Below are 20,962 nucleotides of genomic sequence, written 5' to 3'. Positions count from 1 at the left end.
AAGTCGGCCCTATGACAGAACGTGATTTTTTACAAGACGAGACCATCTTTGCCCTGTCCTCCGCGCCGGGACGCGCGGGGGTGAGTGTGTTGCGTTTGTCCGGTCCAGAGTCAGGCGATGTTTTGAAATCTGTGACGCAATCAAAATTGCCGGAGCCCCGTCGCGCAAGTTTGCGAACCGTCTATGATTTGGACGGCGTGATGATTGACCGACCCCTTGTTCTCTGGTTCCCCGCACCAAAAAGTTTCACCGGCGAAGATTGCGCCGAATTCCACGTGCATGGCAGCGTCGCGATTTTGGAAGCCATGGCGCGGTGCCTGACAGAGGCTGGATTGCGACAGGCTAAACCCGGAGAGTTCACGCGGCGTGCGGTTGAGCGTGGAAAGATGGACCTGACGGAAGCGGAGGGCCTCGCGGATTTAATTGATGCCCGGACCCAGGGCCAGCGGATACAAGCGCTCCAAAATATGGAGGGTGCGCTTCGCGAAACTTATGAGGGGTGGCAATCTTTGCTACTTGACGCGCTGGCGCAGATTGAAGGCGAGATTGATTTTGCCGATGAAGCCGATGTGCCGGATGCGTTGTCTCATGCGGCCTACCCATATTTGACGCAGGCGCGTGACGGGATGGCGGCGCTTTTGGCGCAGGGCGATAAGGGCCGGGCGGTTCGGGACGGAATTCAGGTCGCGATTGTTGGCGCACCCAATGCGGGGAAGTCGACATTGCTGAATGGACTCGTTGGACGGGACGTCGCAATTACGTCGCCTCAAGCAGGAACGACGCGTGATATTGTTGAGGCGCAGACCGTCATCGCCGGGCTGCCCGTCACTTTTTCGGACACAGCCGGTTTGCGGGAGACTGTGGATTCCATCGAAGCGGAAGGCGTTCGCCGCGCCCTCGCCCGCGCAGAAGACGCCCATCTTGTCATTTTAGTCGAAAGAGAGGGTCTCGAAACGGCCTCTCACGTCGAGGAAAATATTGTTTTCCGTAACCTTGCAGGGGAGATCGACGGGAGAGTCGAGGAAAATGGCGATATTTCCGGTAATGCATTGAAAAATATAGGGTTAGACGCGCTACTCGGAAAATTGGAATCGCTGATTTTGGAGCGTTATGCGGGACTCGAATCCGCCGCTCTGACCCGTGTGCGGCATGTAAACTGTATAGAGGTGGCGCATTCATCCGTCGAAATGGCGCTGTCCCGCCTCGGCTCTGAGCCCGAATTGTCAAGTGAAGACATCCGTAATGCATTGATATCATTAGAAGAATTGGCGGGTCGATCCGATATGGAACAGGTCTTTGACCGTATTTTCTCCAGCTTTTGTATTGGGAAATAGGGTTTCTTTTGTAAAATTGTTCCACGTGGAACAATTTATGGCGCTGATCTCTTTATAGAATGTTCCACGTGGAACAATTGAGGGTTTCAACAGCAGAGTCCGCTCGACAGAATACCGCCCTGCCCCTATATCGCGGCCATGCAAAAGATGCAGACATATGATGTGATCGTCATCGGTGGCGGACATGCGGGCTGTGAAGCTGCGGCGGCTTCCGCGCGTCTGGGTGCGAATACACTTTTGCTGACCCATAAGATTGAAACAATTGGCGAGATGTCCTGCAATCCGGCGATTGGCGGGCTGGGCAAGGGCCACCTCGTCCGTGAGGTTGATGCTCTGGACGGCGTGATGGGACGTGTTGCGGATGCATCGGGCATTCAATTCCGTCTGCTCAATCGCTCCAAAGGTCCTGCGGTTCGCGGCCCGCGTACGCAATCGGACCGTTATCTCTACCGCACGGAGATGCAGACGCGTTTGGCGGAGCAGGACAATCTGACGATCATCGCGGGGGCTGTCGATGACATTATTGTTCCACGTGGAACACTCACGGGTGTACGGACCGAAGCGGGTGAGGAATTTCAGGCGGGGCAAGTTGTCCTAACGACGGGAACCTTCTTGAAGGGTGTCATTCACGTCGGTGAAACGCGTATCCCTGCGGGACGTTGGGGTGAAGCCCCTGCTCTCGGTCTGTCCGAACGGCTCTATGGTCTTGGTCTGCGCATGGGGCGGTTGAAGACTGGCACCCCCGCCCGCCTCGCGAAAAGCTCTATCAATTGGGACGTTTTGGAGCAACAAGCAGCGGATGAAACGCCCGTGCCATTTTCTTTTCTAAATAAAGAGATCACGGTGCCGCAGATCACCTGCGCGATTACCCATACAAATGAAGAGACACACCGCATTATCGCGGAAAATATAGAAAAATCAGCTGTCTATGGCGGAGGCATTGCGGGGCGCGGCCCACGCTATTGCCCGTCCATCGAAGATAAAGTCGTGCGCTTTGCCGACCGGAACCGTCACCAGGTTTTCCTCGAGCCGGAAGGTCTTTCCGGCAATCCAGATGGTGATACGGTCTATCCCAACGGCATCTCGACCTCCCTGCCCCATGAGGTGCAGGAGGCGTTTATGCGGTCAATTCGCGGTTTGGAAAATGTCGAAATCCAGCGCTACGCCTATGCGATTGAATATGATTATGTCGATCCCCGCGAGCTTCGCGCGACGCTGGAGGTCAAAGCGCAGCGGGGCCTGTTCCTCGCGGGACAGATCAATGGGACGACCGGATATGAAGAAGCGGCCGCGCAGGGTCTCATGGCTGGTGCCAATGCCGCCCTCGCCGCGCAAGGCCGCGAGCCGTTCATTCTTGATCGCAGTCAGGCCTATATCGGTGTGATGATTGATGATCTGATTACAAAAGGTGTGACAGAGCCCTATCGTATGTTCACCTCCCGCGCGGAATACCGCCTTTTGCTGCGGGCGGATAATGCGGATCGTCGTTTGACCGCGATGGGTGTGGAGTTGGGTTTGGTGGGTGAAGCTCGTCGTGAGATTACATCCCGAAAACTGGACAAACTTGATAAAGCTAAGTCTCTCGCACAGATCCTGATCGAATCTCCGTCCGTTTTGGCGAAGTCCGGCATTAAAATTAATCAGGACGGCGTGCGGCGATCTGTGATGGATCTGCTCGCCTACCCCAATATGACCGTTGCAGACTTGTCACCCGTCTGGCCAGAATTGTCTGATCTGGATGCGGAAACCGTGGAGTTTCTAACAACGGAGGCGACCTATGCCGGATATCTGGAGCGTCAGGCCAAAGATATCGCGGCGTTTAAGCGCGATGAAGGCTTGCGCATTCCGGAAGCGTTGGATTACGCCGCGATTGGTGGGTTGTCGAATGAAGTCCGTCAAAAACTGACAGACACGCGACCAGCGACATTGGGGCAGGCGTCGCGGATTGAGGGCGTCACGCCTGGCGCGCTCATGGCGGTTCTCGCTCATATTAAAAAAGCGCAGCGCGCAGCATGAGAGATGTCAGCCTCTGGACGGAATCCGATTTCGCCAATACCACGAATGTTCCACGTGGAACACTTTCGGATTTCGCGACGTGGAACACGCTTCTGCAGAAATGGAATAGCCGCATTAATCTCGTCGCACCGCGGGAAGTCGGTCAGTTCTGGCACCGTCACGCTTATGACAGTTGGCAACTCAACGCATATTTGCCTGACAACTGGACGCGCCTCGTAGATTTCGGCTCCGGCGGTGGGTTCCCGGGATTGTCTCTCGGCATCTACGCGAAACAGCGTGGGGCAGGGGAGGTGCACCTTGTTGAATCTGTGGGGAAAAAGACGAGCTTTCTCAAGACGGTCACGCGAGATCTCTCCCTGCCCATAACTGTTCATTCCGCACGTATTGAGGCGCTCCCGCCTTTGAAAGCCGATGTCCTGACAGCCCGTGCTTTTGCGCCGCTGCCAAAACTCTTCGCCTATGCCGCGCCGCATATCACAGAAGATGCAACACTCCTCCTCCCCAAGGGAGAAACTGCGGATAAGGAAGTGGAAACCGCCCGAGAGCACTGGCAATTCGATCTGGAGCGTTACAAAAGCAAGACAGACCCGGACGCCACCATTTTGCGCGTCACAAACCTCAAAGCCAAATAGAGGACGCCCGTGAATCCTGATCGCATCATCGCTATCGTCAATCAAAAGGGCGGCGTCGGAAAGACGACAACGTCGATTAATCTTGCGGCGGCGCTGGCGGCCAAGGATTTGCGGGTTCTCCTGATTGACATGGACCCGCAGGGGAACGCGTCCACAGGCCTCGGCATTCCACGTGCGCAACGGGAGCGTACCGTATATAATGTCATGACCGAGCGACTGGCCTTGGATGATGCGATTCAACCGACACAGGTTTCGGGCTTGTCCGTCCTTCCCAGCCATGTCGACCTCTCGGCCGCCGAAATGGAAATTGGCCAAGCGGAAGGCCGCACACGGATCCTGCGAGAGGCGGTACAAGTCTCAGAAGCGCAATTTGATTACGTTCTAATCGATTGCCCTCCCTCGCTAAACCTACTGACCATCAATGCACTGGCTGCCGCGCGATCCGTCATCGTTCCGCTGCAATGCGAATTCTTCGCCCTCGAAGGATTGAGCCAGCTATTGCAAACCGTCGAGATGGCGAAGTCTTCTATCAACCCATCGCTCGCCATCGATGGTGTGATGTTGACCATGTATGACCGCCGGAACCGGTTGTCTGCGCAGGTCGCCGAGGATGTCCGCAAGCATCTGGGCCGCGCTGTGTTCGAGACGATCATTCCGCGCAATGTTCGCATCGCAGAAGCACCGAGTTTTGGCCAGCCGGTCATCAGCTATGCGCCGTCTTCCAAGGGTGCAAAAGCATATCTCGCTTTGGCCGATGAATTGATTAAAAAACACAGAAACCGTAAATAAAACAACGGGTTATACTATGTCTGACGAAAAGAAAAAGCCAAATAAGAAAAAAGCCAGCGATCGGGGTCTGGGTCGGGGCCTCTCCGCACTCATGGCGGATATTTCTGTCCCCTCAGACGACGTCGAGACATCCGCAGGGCAACCGCCCTTGGAGACGAAATCCGTCCCAAGCTATGGCATGGCCCTGAGCCATAAAAAGCCGGAGACTGAAAAACGCGCCATTCAATTTATTTCGATCGCGCGACTGACACGTAATCCGGACCAACCTCGCAAACGGTTCGACCAGCGCGAATTGGAAGAGCTGACCGAATCCATTAAGGAGAAAGGCCTCCTCCAACCTATTCTCGTCCGGCCCCTGCCGGAGAGCGAGCGCAGCCGCGTCTCAAAAAAGGCGGATTATCAAATCGTCGCAGGTGAACGCCGCTGGCAGGCTTCGTTAAAAGCGGGGCTCAGCTCCATGCCCGTCCTCATCCGTGAGTTGACGGATCAGGAAGTTCTGGAAATCGGCGTTGTCGAAAATGTTCAACGCGCTGACCTGTCCCCGATTGAAGAAGCCCGCGCCTATAAAGCCCTGATGGAGGACTTTGGCCGGACGCAGGCCGATGTGTCAGATGCTGTCGGGAAATCGCGTCCGCATGTCGCAAACCTCATGAAATTGCTCGACCTGCCTGGGCCTGTTCAAATGCATATTGCGCGTGGGCGGATTTCTCAGGGTCACGCCAAAGCGCTCGCCAATGTGCCCGATGCGGAAGCGCTGGCGACGCGAATTGTTGAGGAAGGTCTGTCCGTTCGGGAAACGGAGAAGATTGCGAAGGCGCTTCGGGATGGTGAACCCGTCTCGCCGCCAAAACCGAAATCTTATAAAGACCCGAATATCATTAAGGTCGAATCCGATTTGACCGATGCGCTCGGCCTCGCGGTTGATCTGCGCGACAAGGGCGGGGCAGGGGAGGTCCGCATTAAATATAAAACGGCGAAACAACTTGAAGCTCTGATGCAGCGTCTCAAGGAATAGGCGAACACTCCACCTTGGCCTTTACCTTCATCCATACGGCGGATTGGCAACTCGGCAAGAGTTTTGGGCAATTCCCTGACGCTCAAGCCGGCCCCCTACGCGAAGCCCGGATAGAGGTCATCAGCCGGATTGCGAAAGCTGCAGCGGAAGAGGGCGCGACACATATTTTTGTTGCGGGCGATGTCTGGGACAGCGCTATCCCCTCCAACACAACCCTCCGCCAACCCCTGACCGTGATGGGCGAAACGCCGGAGGTTATCTGGTGGCTCCTACCCGGCAATCATGACCCCGATGGGGCGGATGGATTGTGGGATCGGGTGGAAGAGATTGCGCCGAAAAATGTCCGTGTCTTTCGGGAGCCCAACCCCGTTGAGATTGAAGCGGGTGTCTCGCTCCTACCTGCGCCATGGCAGCGAATACAACACGGGCAAGACTTGACGGCGTGGATGGACTTGGCAAAAACGCCGCCGGGAAACCTACGCATCGGCCTCGCTCATGGTGCGGTGAAAGGGTTCGGAACTGAGGGGGACACGGACCGCGAAGTCATTCCCCCAACCCGTGCTGAAACAGCTAGGCTCGATTATCTTGCGCTTGGTGATTGGCATGGGCGAAGTGCAATTAATTCCAAAACCCACTACTCTGGAACACCTGAACCTGACCGCCATAAAATGGGCGCTCGTGGACAGGTCTTATTGGTCACGGTGGGGGCTGGGCCGGAACCTCTTATTCGTGAAATTCCTACCGCGAAATATGACTGGCCCGTTCTGTCCCTTAAACTCCAACCGGATGAGATAGGCGCAAGTTTGGAGGTGTTGGAAAACCGTCTGTCAGAGGGTCAACCCTTACGCCGAACACATGTGCGTCTTGACGTTTCCGGTGGCGTCACAGTCGCGGATTGGACTGTTTTCGAAGCGCGCATAAATGCCTTACGCGGTGACTGCGCGTCACTGCAACTCCGTGGAGAAACCGATGTGAACATCGTTGTCGTTCCCGAAGATATTGACGCGCTGGATGCGCAAGGGTCTGTGCGCGATGCGGCGCAGGATTTGCTGAACCGCCGGAATGATGAAGACCTGTCGAAACTAGATCGCGACATTGCGAGCGAGGCGCTGCAAATTCTTCTGCGTTACGGGGCGGAAACGGCATGAGGTTGATCTCTCTGCGCTTTCGACATGTCGGCCCGTTTGGCGAAGATGGGATCGCTTTGGAAGGATTGACCTCCGGCCTCAACGTCATTTGCGAAACGAATGAGTTTGGGAAATCGACGGTCCTGAAAGCGCTCGAGACATTCCTGTTCAAACCGTTTTCCAGTTCCGACAAACAGGTCAAATCCCTCATGACGGGAGGATCAGAGTTTGGACCTGAGGGTGAGATTAAATTCGAAGCGGGTGGAGAAGCCTACGATCTCAAAAAACGGTTTATGAAAGGGAAGCTTTGTGAATTGCGCAGCGGGTCCGGGCAGGTTCTGGCCGTCAACCGCGAAGCGGAAGAACGGCTCGCCCACCTCCTCAGTCCGGAAGGTCATGAAAAAGGTCCGTCCGGATTGCTCTGGGTCCGGCAGGGCGACTCCATGGTAGGCGTTAGCGATGACGGTCAGGTTGCCAGCCGATTGGAGGGCGAACTCACAACCCTCGTCGGCGGGGACCGCGCGCGTGAATATCTGACACGGGTCGAAGCGGATCTGGCCGAAAATATTACGGGCACGGGTCGTGAAAAATCCAACGGGCCGTTGAAACTCGCGCGGGATGCACTGGCGGCAACGCAATCTGCATTGGCTGACGCTAAGGCCAAGCGCGAGACCACATATGAGACCGGATTGAAACTTGCAAAAACCCGCGACGATATCCAGCGCATGGAAGACGGGTTTGATGCAGCGGAGAGCGCGGTTGAAATCAAGGCGACGCGCGATGCGATGACCGCCGCGCAGGCCTTTGAAACCGACCTTCAACGCCTGCAAGCGGAACGCGACCGCGCCGCGCAAATGGCCAGCCGCGCGGGTGAGCAGCAGGCCGCGCATATCGAAGCACTGACGGATTTTATTCGCTGGCAGGCCGAGATCACGGCGCTTGAAACCGCACAGAAGGAACGTGTGAAATTACTCGAACAAAAGACCGAAATGAAAACCGCGCTGCGCTCGGACATCGAGGCGCTGGACACGCAAGCCGCGGAATATGGGCAGGCCCGACAAGCGGCGGAAGAGGCCGCAAATCTGAAACTCCGGCTTGAAACGGCAGGACGGGACACCGCTTATTTGACCGCAGTTGATGAAAACTACCGAAACTTATCCTCCCGTCTTGCAGCGCTCGATATGCAACTAGCCGATATGCCGATAGTCAAACGTGCGGATATTCACCCCCTCGAACGATTGGCGGATGCCTTGCGGCGGGTGGAGGCAGAGATCGCGGCGCTGACGACCCATCTCTATCTCGACCTCGCAAGTTCCGGCGCGGGGAAAATTACGCTAGACGGAAAAGCCCTGACCTCGGGCCCGATAGAACTCTCCGGCTCCCAGACTTTGGATATTGAAGGCATAGGACGATTGCGCGGCGATAATAACCGGCTGCAAGTTCTGGAGCGCGAGTTGAAAGAGGCGGATAAAGCCTTCGCCGCACAGCTGGATGTGCTGGGAGTGGCGGATGTCGCAACGGCGCGGCAGGTTGCGGATGAACGCCATGATCTGGAAACGGAACGCCAACGCATCACGGCGGATATGACATCGTTGGCACCGCAGGGCGAAGCGGCCATGCGGACGGAATTGGAAACCGCACGCCGCCTCGCAGAAGACCTGTCCGAAAAACTGGCGGATATTGATTTGGTTGAGGCTCGGCCAGCAGACGGCGAGGATGACATCAGGCGGGAACTAACATCCGCGCGGGGACGGTTGGATGCGTTGAATGGCGAGATTGCGGAACTGCGTGAAACGCAGGCGGCGGCCAAGGCGAAATTGGACGGGCTGCGAAATAATCTCACCGCCCTTCGACTGTCTGACACCGAAGCTGAGCGAACTACGCAAGCGGATGAATTTGCGGCGGCGGTCCTGAAGACCGCATCTGAGGCCCGACTGGCGGAAAAAGCAGTGGCGGCGGCGCAGTCCAATGCGCCGACACAATCGCTCACCCTATTGCAAAGCCGATTGACCCGCCTGGAACAAATCGCGGCGCAAACCCAATCAAACCTACAGGATTTGCAACGCCGAGAAGCCAGCCTGCGGGCCAATCGGGATGCCGCTTTTGAGGGCCAAGACGCAGATGCAAAAGTCGAGGCGCTGGTGGCAAAACTGGAACTGGAGCAGGCGGAGCTTGATCGGTTGGAGCGCCGCGTCGCCGCGCAAACGCTCTTGAGGGATACGTTACTTGCGTCTCAGTCTAAACTCCGCGAAGCTTATACTGAACCTGTGCGCGCGGAACTTGCGCCCCTTCTCGCCATGGTCCTGCCCGGCACTGAGGCAAATTTGAATGAGAGTCTCGGCGCGGATACGGTCAGTCGCGGGGGTCGTATTGAAGATATTGGACAGCTCTCAGGCGGGACGCGGGAACAGATTGCGATCCTAACGCGGCTGGCTTTTGCGCGACTGTTAAAACGCGGCGGGGCAGATGCCCCTGTTATTTTGGACGACGCGCTGGTCTATGCAGATGATCGACGTCGGGATGATATGTTTGATGTGCTCAATCATGTCAGTTCAGGAGAGAACGGCTTGCAATTAATTTATCTGTCCTGTCATCAGGGCGCAACGCAGCGACTTGGCGGCCACCGCATCACACCTGAAAATTGGCCGAAAGACTAATCCTCTTTCTTCATCGTGACGACGCGTTGCGGGAATGGAATTTCGATATCCGCTTTGCCAAGCGCTTCGAAAATCTCAATCCGAAGTTCCGACGCGCGGTTGAACCAATTATTGCCGGGTAACCAGACACGGCAATTATAGTTCACGGAACTATCGCCGAAGCTCATAACGAAAGCTTCCGGCGGCGTCGGGGCATTGTCTGAAATCCTGTCCTTTGCTGAGGACAGTGTTTCCAGCATAACCGACTGCGCTTGACGCAAATCCGTGTCATAACTCACGCCAATATCAAGGCGGAATTGACGCATATCATGACGCGCGTAATTCTGGATGCGACCATCCCAAACTTTTGCGTTCGGGATATATTGGAACAGCCCGTCTGCCGTTTTTAATGTCGTAGAAAATAAACCAATTTCCGAAATCGTCCCTGAACCGTTCGGGAGATCCACAAACTCGCCGACTTTAATGGGGCGGAGGAAAAGTAACACGATGCCCGATGCGATATTGGATAATGTGTCTTTCAGCGAGAGACCAATGGCCAGGCCCGCTGCGCCGAATACGGCGATAAGCGAGGAGGCCGGGACCCCAACTTTTATCAGGACAGCATAGATTGTCATCGCGATAATGACGTAGAAAATTGCAGAGGCGATAACGGGCTTTAACGTTGCGTCCAGATGGGAGCCGCCAATTTTCGAGCGGCGGATACGTTTCTGCACCCAACGTCCGACCATTATGCCGACAATAAAAATCAGGATCGCGGAGAGGATATTGCCGGAAATTCCGAGTACGAAAGGGAACTTTTCCTCCAAGAGCGTCCAATATTCCATCATCTTATCCATCACTTATCTCCTCTTTGCGGCATAGCCAGAGAGCGCGAGTAACAGACGCGAGACAATGGAATCAACAGGTGCGCCCGCTGTTTTCGCAGCGCGTTCGGCTTGCTGACATTCGAACAGGGACCGCCGCAACATGCGCAATCCCCAAATATCGAGTTGCCGTGAAAATACCCGTTCCTGCATGGCGAAAACGGGCGGGCGAAGGGCGCGCATAGCTTGCCCTTTGGGCTGTCCCGCGTCCATCAGGATTGAGGCTTCGGTCAGGCGCATGAGCTGTCTTTGTAAACCGAAGAGAATGCCGATGGGGCTGACTTTGCCCGCAACAGCGCGACGGAAATTGGCATCCATGGCGTCCACATCGCCGGTCAGGGCGTCGGTCACAATGGAGTCGATAGAGGCGGATTGCCCACCTGCGGCAACGGCTTGAATATCCGTCAGCGTGACAACTTCACCCTCGGATTTTCCGTAGCCCTTATATAGAGCCATCTTCTCGATCTCGCCCGTCGCGAGGGCGTGGTCACCCTCCAGTAGGGGCAACCAGTTTTCCAGCGCCTCGGGCGTGATATCGATAGAATGGGCTTTCAAGCTATCTTTAATTTGATCGCGGAGGTCATTGGCATTGGCGGCATAGCACCCAATAGCTGCGAAGTGTTTCGACGCTTCGACAGCCTTACGAATGGCGGAACGAGTCGTCATGTCGCCTGCCTCGATAATGAGTTTTGCTTCCGCGCGGTCAGGCTCGGTGTCGAAACTTTTAATTAATTTAGAAATGGCTGCGGCCTGCCGTTCATGGTCCAACCGTAATCGCACGAGCCGTCCCCCACCCAGCAAACTCATCGCGCTCATCTCATCAGAGAGTTTCGCAGGATCCCCCGTCAGGTCATCCGCCGTAATTAGCGTCGCACCAAAGGTCGGGTCCGCATCCGGCACCATGACGGTCGCGAGGGCTTGGGCGCGGGATTTCACGCGGCCCCGGTCCGGGCCAAATAATAAGACACCGATCACATCTGGCGGCGGAGATTGGAGGAAGCGCGCCTGTCTGGCACCCGTAATTTTCATAGCGCGAAAATCACCCGTCCTGATTGGCGAAGAACCGGGCCAGATCGCGGATTACTTTATCTGCCGTTTCTCTAGAGGCTTGTTCAATACCAACATTATCTGCCGTAATCACACCATAAGGCCCTATCGGGGCACCAAATGTCGAAATCGAGGACACATCACCACGCGCGACTTGGTCGCCCGACTTTGCATCATAGAGGCGGTATTTGGCTTTCACCGTAATATCATAGCGGGAGGCGACATCTTGGTCCGTAATACCCAGGCGCCGGCGACTGTAATCAGGTTCAATCTCCAGACGATATCTCGGGGCGACGCCGCCATCCCCCATCCGGTCACGCAAGCGTTGGGTCAGTAGGAAACCGGCCTGATTATCCGCTACATTATCACCCTTCTCAACCTGCACATTGATGTCTTGCAGCAGAGAGCCATTCGCCGTGCTTTGATGAACGGGCGTGAAGCCACAACCGGAGAGAACGAGACCTGATGATGTCAGGGCGAGGGATATGAAAAGAGCGCGGATCATGATGCTACTATATTCACGATACGCCCGGGGACAATGATGACTTTTCTTACCGTGCCGTCACCTATTGCGCGTTGCACGCCTTCATCGGCCATGGCGAGTTTTTCGATCTCGTCTTTGGGCAGGTCTTTGGCGATGTTCAATTCACCGCGACGTTTGCCGTTGACCTGCAGGGGCAGGGTGATCGTGTCGTCGATCAACATTTTCGGATCAACCTCCGGCCAAGGCGCGTGATAGACGAGGCCTTCACCACCCAGCTTGGCCCAACATTCTTCGGCCAAATGCGGCATGAAGGGTGCGATCGCGCGAATGAGAATCCCGAGGGCCTCACTGCGGGCGGCATCCTGTCCCTTATATTTATTCAACGCATTGGTCAGTTCATAGATCTGCGCGACGGATGTATTGAAGCGGAACGCCTCAATCCCGGCCGTAATATTTTCCATGGCGCGATGGGCGAGTTTGCGGAGCTCCAGCGCGTCGCCTTTTGCATCTGTCGCGACAGAGAGCGGGCCGTCCGTGGCCGTCGTCGCTGAGACAACATTCCAGACTTTCTTGGAAAACCGCCACGCGCCGATCACGCCAGATTCCGTCCATTCCACATCACGTTCCGGCGGAGAGTCTGAGAGAACAAACCACCGCGCGACATCCGCGCCATAACCTTTAATGATTTCATCCGGGTCGACGACGTTCTTTTTGGACTTGGACATCTTGATGACGTCGCCTTTGGTGACAATGGATTTCGTCCCAATGCGCAGCAATTGATTGCCGTCCTCAATGACGTCTTCCGGCAAAACATAGTCACCATCTTCATCTGTATAGACCGCATGGGTCACCATGCCCTGCGTGAATAATCCCGCAAAGGGCTCGCCGCTTGGCAAGTCCAGCAACCCGCAATCGCGCAGGCCCCGTGTGAAGAAGCGGGCATAGAGCAGGTGGAGGACAGCATGTTCAACCCCGCCAACATATTGATCGACGGGCAACCATTTCGAGGCAGCTTCCCAATCCAGATTCCCGTCTTGGTCGAGTGAACCACCGAACGCGGCGAAATACCACGAACTGTCCGCGAATGTGTCCAGCGTATCCGTTTCCCGTTCCGCGGCCTCACCGCATTTCGGGCAAGTGACGCCTTCCGTCTTCCACGTCGGATGACGGTCAAGCGGATTACCAGGTTTATCGAAATTAATATCGTAAGGCAGTTCAACAGGCAGTTGGTCTTCCGGAACAGGCTGAGAGCCGCAGGACTCGCATTTAATAACGGGAATCGGGCAACCCCAATAGCGCTGCCGCGAAACACCCCAATCGCGGAGACGGTATTGCGTCACGCCTTCGCCGAGGCCCATCTCAGAGATTTTGTGAATTGCGGTTTTAATGCCTTTGGATTTGTTCAATCCGTTCAGGAAGCTGGAGTTAAATAATTTACCTTCGCCGGTATAGGCCTCCGTACCAACGTCATAGGTGGCGGCGTCTTCACCCTCAGGCAAAACAACAGGCGTCACAGGCAAACCATATTTCCGCGCAAAATCCAAATCGCGCTGGTCATGCGCCGGACAACCAAAGACTGCGCCCGTGCCATATCCCATCAAAACGAAATTCGCGATCCAGACGGGGAGGGTGATTGACTCGTCGAACGGGTGTTGGACCAGTAAGCCCGTGTCGAAACCTAATTTAGGCGCTTGGGCGATGGCTTCCTCAGATGTACCGATTTTTTGACATTCCAAAATAAAGTCTTCGACTCTTGCGGTTGTCTCGAACATGTTTTTGGCAATTGGGTGATCGGGTGAGATAGCGACAAAGCTAGCCCCGAACAAAGTATCAGGCCGTGTCGTGAAAACCTCTATTCCGTCAGGATGATTATTTAATGCTGTAGTGAAGTCGTCATGCCAATCTAATTCAAGGCTTGTATAAACATCGCCCGACAATGGGTAATTCTCTACTAATGGACGCTTTTCTCCATTAGGAACTGCCCACTCAAATCGCATCTGCAAGCCCTCAGATTTCCCAATCCAATTCGCTTGCATCGTCCGAACCTTCTCCGGCCAGCGGTCCAGCCCGTCCAACCCTTCCAGTAATTCTTCCGCGTAATTTGTGATTTTGAAAAACCACTGATCCATGTCGCGCTGTTCGACGGTTGCGCCGCTGCGCCAGCCTTTGCCGTCAATGACTTGCTCATTCGCGAGGACGGTATTATCGACCGGGTCCCAATTCACTTTGGCGGTCTTGCGATATACCAGATCATTTTCCCAGAACTTCAGGAATATTTGCTGCTGCGTTTTGTAGTAGGCGACATCGGATGTTGCGAATTCGCGGGACCAATCCAGCGCAAAGCCGAGGCGCTGCATCGGGGCGCGCATTTCGTCAATATTATTATAGGTCCAATCTTTCGGATGACCGTCTGTTGCTATCGCTGCATTTTCCGCGGGCATGCCGAAACTGTCCCAGCCCATGGGATGCAGCACTTCAAACCCTTGCGCCTTTTTATAACGCGCGACGACATCACCCATCGCGTAATTGCGGACATGGCCCATATGGATTCGACCCGACGGATAGGGGAACATTTCCAGCGCGTAGAATTTCGGTTTGTCCGAGCTATCCTCCGCGCGGTAAATATCGGCCTCGGCCCAGACCTGCTGCCAGCGGGGTTCAACCTCGGCCGCATTATATTTCGTGGATTCGCTCATGGTCGCGTACTCAGGTGTGGGTCAAAATCAAAGCAGACCTATAGCAGACGGGACAGACGCGGCTAGGGGGATTTATCGTCTCTTAAACCCGTCTCAGGACTGAGGTATCTGCATCCAACAGTCCTGCGCCGATCCCGCGTAAGATTGCCGAGGGACGGTCGGAGACACCCATCTTTTTCAGGATGGCGCGTATGGTGCGTTGGACGGATTCGACTTGCGCGCCAACCACCCCGCAAATAATTTCGTCACTCATGCCGATGGCCATGCTCTTCAGCACATTGAGTTCGCGCTCATCCAGCTGGAAATCCTGTGGCAGGTTCAGCAGGACCAGTTCGCACCAACGCAGGTGAAAACATTCCAGCACCCAATGCAGGCGATTTGTCGTCAGGGGGTCCCAGTCCTCCAAAGACTGGTTTTTACGCCCAATCCCGACGTAACCATATCGCCCGCTCGGCCCAAAGGTCGGGAACCCTAAACCATCGCCCCGCAGCCATTGGTGCAGGTCTTCAAGATATTGGGTCTGTTCCGGTGTCAGGGGAACCAGCTTTTCGATCTGGCTCCACCGCACAGGACGGACGCGATAGGAGAAAATCTGTGTGATCGGGTCAATCTTGTGCAGCGACTCCCGCTCATACCGCGCAACCCAACCCTCCGGAAATCCATAGACGTTGATGGAAACATTTTGGTCATCCGGTGAAAAATCAGGCGCATGGTGGTGATAGGAGAGCAGGTCCGCGCCGAGCGTTTTTGCGTATTCGACAAGTTCGTCCCAGAGCGCGTCATGTGTTTCGGCATTGAAGAAGGCTTCATGCGCATCATGCGCGGCCTGTTCTCGCGCGGCCGAATCCCGAATTAGAGGCGAAACCGTGTTTTCGTCCGCCCCGTTCAATGTCTACTGACTGTCTTGGGTCGCGATATAGAGCTGACGGGCGCGAGTCAGGATGGCGTTTTCGATCTGACGCGCGGTGTCGGCATCGACATTGGCATCTTCCCACCCATTCACCGTGCGGTTTTGTTTAAAGATCGTCGCCTTTAACGCATCCGCGCGCAGGTTCGTATCTAGGATATAGACATTGGCCTTGAACCGCTCATTCGGGACCTGCGCATTGGCGTACCAATCCGTCACGATCACGCCGCCAAAAGGGTCGACCTGTTCCAGTGGCATAAAGTTCAACGTCTCCAGCGAAGCCCGCCAGAGGTAAGAGTTCACACCCATATTCGGCGCCGCGATCTGTGCTGCGTTTGACGATTTGGAATTGGACCCACATCCCGCAAGCAGGCCGGCCGCCAATACAGCACCGAGGAGAGGTTTAAGTGTCGAAGTGAGTCTCATGTGAAATGATCCGCAAATTAGAATATCGAAACGGCTTATAGGGGGGCTTATGCCCCGCGCAAAGCGTTCGTTTCATAAATTGTCGGTCACAATTGCGGGTTTTAGGAGCTTTGGCCGCATATGGTAAAGACGTGTTAACCCTTTTTTAGGGCGGCGCAGGGCAAATGGTTAACGTAACTTCAACGCTTTCCTGCCGGGCCCGTCTACATGTCACGATTTCTAGCTTCCGCCGCCCCGCTCGCCGTCATCGCCCTTGGCGGTATTGGCTTGGCCTCGGCGCAGTCCAGCTCGCCCTTTGCCAGCAAAAAACCGCGTCAGGCGTGGGAGCAGCCCGCTGCGCCTGCACCCACACCGCAACCCGCGCCGGTTCAGACATATCAGGCGCCTGCCTACACCCCGCCCGCCTATGATGCGCCAATCCAGACAGCCCCGCCTCAAACACGCGCCACAAAGCCCGCATATCAACCCAGCTATGAGGGCGGGCGCTCCACACCGCCCACGGAAACGCCGAATTATGGCCGACCCACTGCCGCGCCCGCGCCGCAATATTCGGCCTCACCAACGGCACCGTCCAGCCGTGCCTATCCGCAGACCCGCCCGTCCGGACAAGCCGCGCCGTCACAATACGGAACGCCGCAGCTGCAGCAATATGGGCAGCCTTACGCACAGCAACCGAATTACGGTCAAACCCCGCAATACGGACAACAATATGCACAAACGTCCTATCCACCACAGGGGGGACAGCCTTTTCCAGCCCCGCAACAGCCGCAAACTTGGAAACAGAAACTCGGACTGGATAAAATTGCGACTTTCTTCTCGGGCGGGTTACGCTCCGGCGCGGCGCTGTCCTACCGCGATGTTCCGCCCAATCAGGTCGGCGCGGAAGATGGCTATAGCGAAGATTTCATCATCGATGCAGATGTCGAGTTCGAAGCCAGCGCGATTACGCAGGGCGGCTTGGAATATGGTGTGAACCTTGGCGCCCGCGCGCAATATGACCCCTATCGCCGCGGCTTTGGCGGACGTATCCCAACCTGCACGCCGGGCATAGCCGGGTGTAATGCCTCGGGCGGCAGCACATTGCGTGGGCACACCTCGCAATTCTACCAATTCGGGGAAGACACGGCGAAGGACGCGCAATTCGCGGTCGAGAGCGCACATCTCTTCCTGCGTTCCGCCTATGGTGATGTGACGGTCGGGCGGGATGACGGGGCGGCCTTCCTGTTCAGCCTCGGCGCACCGACCCTGCTCGCAGTCAATGCCTCCAACTCGCCCGTCGATTATACGGGCCTCGACAGTGTGAAGACCGTCAATGATGCGTCGGGTTTCTCGGAAAAAATCACCTATACCTCGCCCCGCCTTCTGGGTGACCAAATTGGTGTCGGGGTACAATTCGGTGTGTCCTATGCGCTGGATGCGGAGGCTTGCGGTGTTGATTTCTGCACGGACCGGGATGTCGCGCGCGTCATCGCGCCGGAATTGGAAGACGTGTTTGAAGCGGGCCTCGCGCTTGACCGCACATTTGCGAACGGCCTCTCGGTCGAAGGCACGCTGACCTATGCCACGGCGACTGAAAAATCAGGGTTCGCCGGATTGGATGATCTGGAAAGCTATGGTGCAGGACTTGAATTTGAATATGCCGATTGGACGCTGGGCGGCTCCTATCTGCAATCGAATAACGGGCTGCTCGACGGCGATTACAGCGCCTATGATATCGGCGTCACGTGGAAGCCCAGCGCGCTCGGCTTCAGCCTCGCCTATGGCCACGCCGAAGACGACAATGTCGGCCTGACCTCGGACCAAGGCACATTCGGCGTCACATACGACTTCGACCGCTTCACCCTCGGCACAGGCGTCCAATATGTCGACCGCACAGTGACGGGATTAATCCCGCAGGGGGGCGGCGTGTTTAATGCAGGTGAGTTGGACCAAAAAGGCACGAGTGTGTTTGTTGAGGCGGCGGTGAAGTTTTAGGTTTTTCCGTACTTTTTAACGGAAAACTACTTCATATTCAGATGCGCTAATGTGGTGGTATTCAGGGCCTTATCTTTGATAAACTATTTGTATTTAAGATCCTTAGCAGTGAAAAAATTTAAGGTAAAACTTGTTGGCCTGACTTTGTCGGCTTTAACGTCAGTTACAACGAATTCATGCGCACAAACACTTATAACGCCAGAAGCTGAGTTTATACCTCCGGGCTATGATTGCGAAGCGCAACACGGAATGGCATCGGCGATGTTCAGCCTTAATCTTGAAGGCGAGTTGTTAGGGGCTAATTTTGCCCTTAGTACCGATTTTCCTGAGTTCGGCTTAGATGGTTTTGCTATAGGTGGCAGCTTTAATGAAAGTTTCATAAGAGACAAAAAGTCTGGATTTGGAAGCATTTCAATTCGGCCCTCAGTAAATACATGGTCCGATTGGGATCGAAATCTCTCATTGGAGGTTTGGAAAGAAGGCGAAAGCGGACGCATAAGAGTAGAAAAGACACCCATTCAAAACTTTGTTGGATATATGGCGTTTTTCAGAAGTTGGGAAGAGTTACGGCAAATCACATCAAATATTGAAAGTTTAACCTTCGAACTCAAAAGTGCTGATGGAAGTTTAGTTTTCAAAGATAATTTTAATACATCTGACTTTGTTGCTATTAACAAAGATTTGCTAGCTGTTGCGAATATGGCGAACAGTAAGATAGATGCTTTTAAAACTGAATGCACTTATCATGAAAGACAGCAACTAGATGTTATTACGGTCAACTGAAGTGGTGGGTTGAAAAAATTTACTTTTAAACACCAATCACCGCCGCCACATCTGGTTTACGCTTAAATTTCATCGCAATATAAGGACAGCCGGCGATGACTTTGTAACCCTTCTCCATCGCGTCCGCTGCCATGACGTCAAAGAGTTTTCCGGCGATGCCTTGGCCTTCCAAAGGTTTGGGGACAAAAGTGTGGTTGGCGTTGAAGATGCCGTCTTTCACTTTGGCCATCGTCAATTCCGCCTCTCCATGGTCGGTGTCGATCACAAAGCGGTGGTCGTCATTCATATCTTCGCGGCGAATATCCATCTTGAGTCCTTCTATTGCGGCGAGGCCAGTTACGCCCGAACGGGTGAGATTTAAAGCGGTTGCGGCGTTTACACCGCCTAGCGCATAGAGCGGAACGGGCAGGCGGGTGACCCTGTCTTTTAAGGCTTCAACCCCAATTGCTTCTCCGGCGCTCTTACTCAGGCTGGGGAAAACTGCACTAATAAAAAGCGCGTCGAGACTGTCGAGCGGCGCGGCGTAATGGCCTGATTTTAATCCCGCCATGGTGATGATCCAATCGGGCCGCCTTGCGCGCCATTTAATGGGGTCAATTAATTCCGGGTCGCGGGAAAAATGAACGCCGTCCGCGTCGACGTCTTCCGCGAGTTCGGGATCGCTTCCGATGAGGAATTGTTGATCCCGTTGCTTGGTCACATTGCGTAAAGTTCGCGCCGCCTCAGGCTGGCCAAAATGCCGATAGATAATCGCGGCCCCGCGCGGCAACCGTTTTGCAATCGCCACAGGGTCCGGCACCCGCGTCGGGTCCGTCATAAAGACGAGCGGCGAGAGGCGGCAGTCTGGACCCGCTGCGCGTAATTCCGTCGCGATGCGTCCCAGCACACTTCCCTTTTTCGTCAGTTCAGAATAGGAGGCGCTCATGTCAAAAATTTCCGATCAGCATAAAGATGTCCTAGCCAATCTCGCAGAGGCTTCCAAGCGCGCAGGCCGGATGGATGTGCCGGACCTCGTCGCCGTCTCCAAGGTCCAGCCGGATGAACGGATCGTGGCCATGATTGAGACAGGCCAGCGAATCTACGGCGAAAACCGTGTACAGGAAGCGCAGCAGAGATGGGGCGAAACATTTGCTGCGCATCGCAAAGATATCGAACTCCGCCTGATCGGACCGCTGCAATCGAATAAGAGTGATGATGCCGTCGCGCTCTTCGATGTGATTGAGACGGTGGACCGTGTGAAATTGCTGAAGACTCTGACGAAAGCCGCCGAAGCCCACGGCTCCATGCCGCGTCTTTATGTGCAAGTGAACACGGGCGAGGAGCCGCAAAAATCAGGCGTGTTGCCGAGCGAGCTTCCCACCTTTCTCAAAGCCATGCGCGAGGATTACGCGTTGCAGCCAGAAGGCCTGATGTGTATCCCCCCGCTGAAAGAAGCGGCCAGCCCGCATTTCTGGCTGCTCTCCAAACTCGCCGAACAAAACGGCGTCGAAAAACTCTCCATGGGGATGAGCGGTGATTATGACATGGCGACGGAAATGGGCGCGACGAGTGTGCGTGTTGGCTCGGCCCTGTTCGGTGAGCGGGATTACGGTTAGAACCGACGCGAGGCTTTCACGCCGAGTGAATTCACGCCGTCATTTTGACCATCGCCGATTAACGTGCCATTGGATAAATGCTCCACAAAGACTTCGGCGGCCCAATCCTCATTGACCCGTACGCCCAGTGTCACTTGTTCGCGAAACAGGAGGCGGGACCCGAACTCGATTTCGGTTCTCAAGCGTCGGAAAAATTCTGATATACTTTCATCTGTCTCGGGGCCGCTAAATTTAACATCGGTTTCGCCGTCATGGATCACGCCGCCAAAGGCAAAATCGGCGTAAAGCCTATCTCCCAGACTTTGCCGCCACATCAATCCACCGCCCGCAAATGAGGTCTTCCCGCCAAGGTTCAATGTGCCGTTGACATAGGGCTGCGGTGACAGGGCCCATTTCAGGACCTCCGGTTCCTCAAATATAATTTCGGTATTCACCCCAACAGAATTTTCATCCGCAAATTTGAGAGATCCCGGCAGATTTAGCGTGCGCTCGTCAAATTCGGTTAGGCCCGCCCTGACCTCCGCGACTTGGGCCGATGCCGTTTGGACATGTGTGAGTGCTGCGCAAAGTGCTGCGCCAATAAATAATTTGAAAGCCATAAACCCCTCCAAGGATGG

At 55.2% G+C, this 20,962-nt stretch carries 18 protein-coding genes; 10 read left to right on the top strand and 8 right to left on the bottom strand.

The window, feature by feature from the left end:
• Positions 1 to 11 precede the first annotated feature (11 nt).
• From mnmE to ACP9M6_RS02905, 7 genes are all read left to right on the top strand, one after another.
• Positions 12 to 1,334, top strand: a complete 1,323-nt coding sequence (mnmE, locus tag ACP9M6_RS02935; RefSeq protein ID WP_427453293.1) for a tRNA uridine-5-carboxymethylaminomethyl(34) synthesis GTPase MnmE — start codon at positions 12 to 14, stop codon at positions 1,332 to 1,334.
• 147 nt (positions 1,335 to 1,481) lie between these two features.
• The gene (mnmG, locus tag ACP9M6_RS02930; RefSeq protein ID WP_427454744.1) at positions 1,482 to 3,350 is read left to right on the top strand and encodes a tRNA uridine-5-carboxymethylaminomethyl(34) synthesis enzyme MnmG; all 1,869 of its coding nucleotides are present in this window, start codon (positions 1,482 to 1,484) and stop codon (positions 3,348 to 3,350) included.
• Positions 3,347 to 3,982 carry a 16S rRNA (guanine(527)-N(7))-methyltransferase RsmG gene (gene rsmG / locus ACP9M6_RS02925; RefSeq protein ID WP_427453291.1) on the top strand — a complete coding sequence of 212 codons (636 nt, stop codon included), beginning with the start codon at positions 3,347 to 3,349 and terminating at the stop codon, positions 3,980 to 3,982. The genes mnmG and rsmG overlap by 4 nt, the downstream gene beginning before the upstream one ends.
• A 9-nt stretch (positions 3,983 to 3,991) precedes the next feature.
• A complete protein-coding gene (locus ACP9M6_RS02920; RefSeq protein ID WP_427453289.1) occupies positions 3,992 to 4,771 on the top strand; it encodes a ParA family protein in 780 nt (259 codons plus the stop codon).
• A gap of 16 nt (positions 4,772 to 4,787) precedes the next feature.
• Complete coding sequence (locus tag ACP9M6_RS02915) at positions 4,788 to 5,786, top strand: ParB/RepB/Spo0J family partition protein (RefSeq protein ID WP_427453287.1); 999 nt, start codon at positions 4,788 to 4,790, stop codon at positions 5,784 to 5,786.
• A 14-nt stretch (positions 5,787 to 5,800) separates the two neighbouring features.
• Positions 5,801 to 6,934: a metallophosphoesterase family protein gene (locus tag ACP9M6_RS02910; RefSeq protein WP_427453286.1), complete on the top strand. Its 1,134-nt coding sequence runs from the start codon at positions 5,801 to 5,803 to the stop codon at positions 6,932 to 6,934.
• Positions 6,931 to 9,570: an AAA family ATPase gene (locus ACP9M6_RS02905; RefSeq protein ID WP_427453284.1), complete on the top strand. Its 2,640-nt coding sequence runs from the start codon at positions 6,931 to 6,933 to the stop codon at positions 9,568 to 9,570. Before ACP9M6_RS02910 ends, ACP9M6_RS02905 begins: the two co-directional genes overlap by 4 nt.
• On the opposite strand, the gene ACP9M6_RS02900 is transcribed toward ACP9M6_RS02905, so the two are convergent.
• The 6 genes from ACP9M6_RS02900 to ACP9M6_RS02875 form a co-directional block, all read right to left on the bottom strand.
• The gene (locus ACP9M6_RS02900) at positions 9,567 to 10,406 is read right to left on the bottom strand and encodes a mechanosensitive ion channel family protein (RefSeq protein ID WP_427453282.1); all 840 of its coding nucleotides are present in this window, start codon (positions 10,404 to 10,406) and stop codon (positions 9,567 to 9,569) included. The genes ACP9M6_RS02905 and ACP9M6_RS02900 overlap by 4 nt on opposite strands.
• A 3-nt stretch (positions 10,407 to 10,409) precedes the next feature.
• Positions 10,410 to 11,462 (bottom strand): DNA polymerase III subunit delta, encoded by a 1,053-nt coding sequence (gene holA, locus ACP9M6_RS02895; RefSeq protein ID WP_427453280.1) that lies wholly within the window; start codon positions 11,460 to 11,462, stop codon positions 10,410 to 10,412.
• Between the two features lie 10 nt (positions 11,463 to 11,472).
• The gene (gene lptE / locus ACP9M6_RS02890; RefSeq protein WP_427453278.1) at positions 11,473 to 11,985 is read right to left on the bottom strand and encodes an LPS assembly lipoprotein LptE; all 513 of its coding nucleotides are present in this window, start codon (positions 11,983 to 11,985) and stop codon (positions 11,473 to 11,475) included.
• Positions 11,982 to 14,660, bottom strand: coding sequence for a leucine--tRNA ligase (gene leuS / locus ACP9M6_RS02885; RefSeq protein WP_427453276.1), 2,679 nt, complete (start codon positions 14,658 to 14,660; stop codon positions 11,982 to 11,984). The genes lptE and leuS overlap by 4 nt, the downstream gene beginning before the upstream one ends.
• 82 nt (positions 14,661 to 14,742) lie before the next feature.
• The gene (locus ACP9M6_RS02880; protein ID WP_427453274.1) at positions 14,743 to 15,549 is read right to left on the bottom strand and encodes a helix-turn-helix transcriptional regulator; all 807 of its coding nucleotides are present in this window, start codon (positions 15,547 to 15,549) and stop codon (positions 14,743 to 14,745) included.
• A gap of 3 nt (positions 15,550 to 15,552) precedes the next feature.
• Positions 15,553 to 15,993 carry a DUF3576 domain-containing protein gene (locus ACP9M6_RS02875; protein WP_427453272.1) on the bottom strand — a complete coding sequence of 147 codons (441 nt, stop codon included), beginning with the start codon at positions 15,991 to 15,993 and terminating at the stop codon, positions 15,553 to 15,555.
• 207 nt (positions 15,994 to 16,200) lie between these two features.
• Here ACP9M6_RS02875 and ACP9M6_RS02870 point away from each other — a divergent pair, with 207 nt between their 5' ends.
• Complete coding sequence (locus tag ACP9M6_RS02870) at positions 16,201 to 17,967, top strand: porin (RefSeq protein ID WP_427453270.1); 1,767 nt, start codon at positions 16,201 to 16,203, stop codon at positions 17,965 to 17,967.
• 108 nt (positions 17,968 to 18,075) lie between these two features.
• On the top strand, positions 18,076 to 18,750 hold the full coding sequence (locus ACP9M6_RS02865) for a hypothetical protein (RefSeq protein ID WP_427453268.1): 675 nt from the start codon (positions 18,076 to 18,078) through the stop codon (positions 18,748 to 18,750).
• A 25-nt stretch (positions 18,751 to 18,775) separates the two neighbouring features.
• On the opposite strand, the gene ACP9M6_RS02860 is transcribed toward ACP9M6_RS02865, so the two are convergent.
• Positions 18,776 to 19,675 carry a thiamine phosphate synthase gene (locus ACP9M6_RS02860; RefSeq protein ID WP_427453266.1) on the bottom strand — a complete coding sequence of 300 codons (900 nt, stop codon included), beginning with the start codon at positions 19,673 to 19,675 and terminating at the stop codon, positions 18,776 to 18,778.
• On the opposite strand from ACP9M6_RS02860, the gene ACP9M6_RS02855 reads away from it, so the two are divergent.
• Positions 19,674 to 20,345 carry a YggS family pyridoxal phosphate-dependent enzyme gene (locus ACP9M6_RS02855; protein ID WP_427453264.1) on the top strand — a complete coding sequence of 224 codons (672 nt, stop codon included), beginning with the start codon at positions 19,674 to 19,676 and terminating at the stop codon, positions 20,343 to 20,345. The genes ACP9M6_RS02860 and ACP9M6_RS02855 overlap by 2 nt on opposite strands.
• Here the strand turns inward: ACP9M6_RS02855 and ACP9M6_RS02850 are convergent.
• Positions 20,342 to 20,944 (bottom strand): acyloxyacyl hydrolase, encoded by a 603-nt coding sequence (locus tag ACP9M6_RS02850; RefSeq protein ID WP_427453262.1) that lies wholly within the window; start codon positions 20,942 to 20,944, stop codon positions 20,342 to 20,344. The genes ACP9M6_RS02855 and ACP9M6_RS02850 overlap by 4 nt on opposite strands.
• Positions 20,945 to 20,962 lie beyond the last annotated feature (18 nt).

Source organism: Litorimonas sp. WD9-15 (assembly GCF_050271975.1).
In the GTDB taxonomy this organism is placed as follows: domain Bacteria; phylum Pseudomonadota; class Alphaproteobacteria; order Caulobacterales; family Maricaulaceae; genus Litorimonas.
The sequence above is the reverse complement of the archived record's forward strand: the minus strand, read 5'-3'. Positions and strand labels throughout refer to the sequence as shown.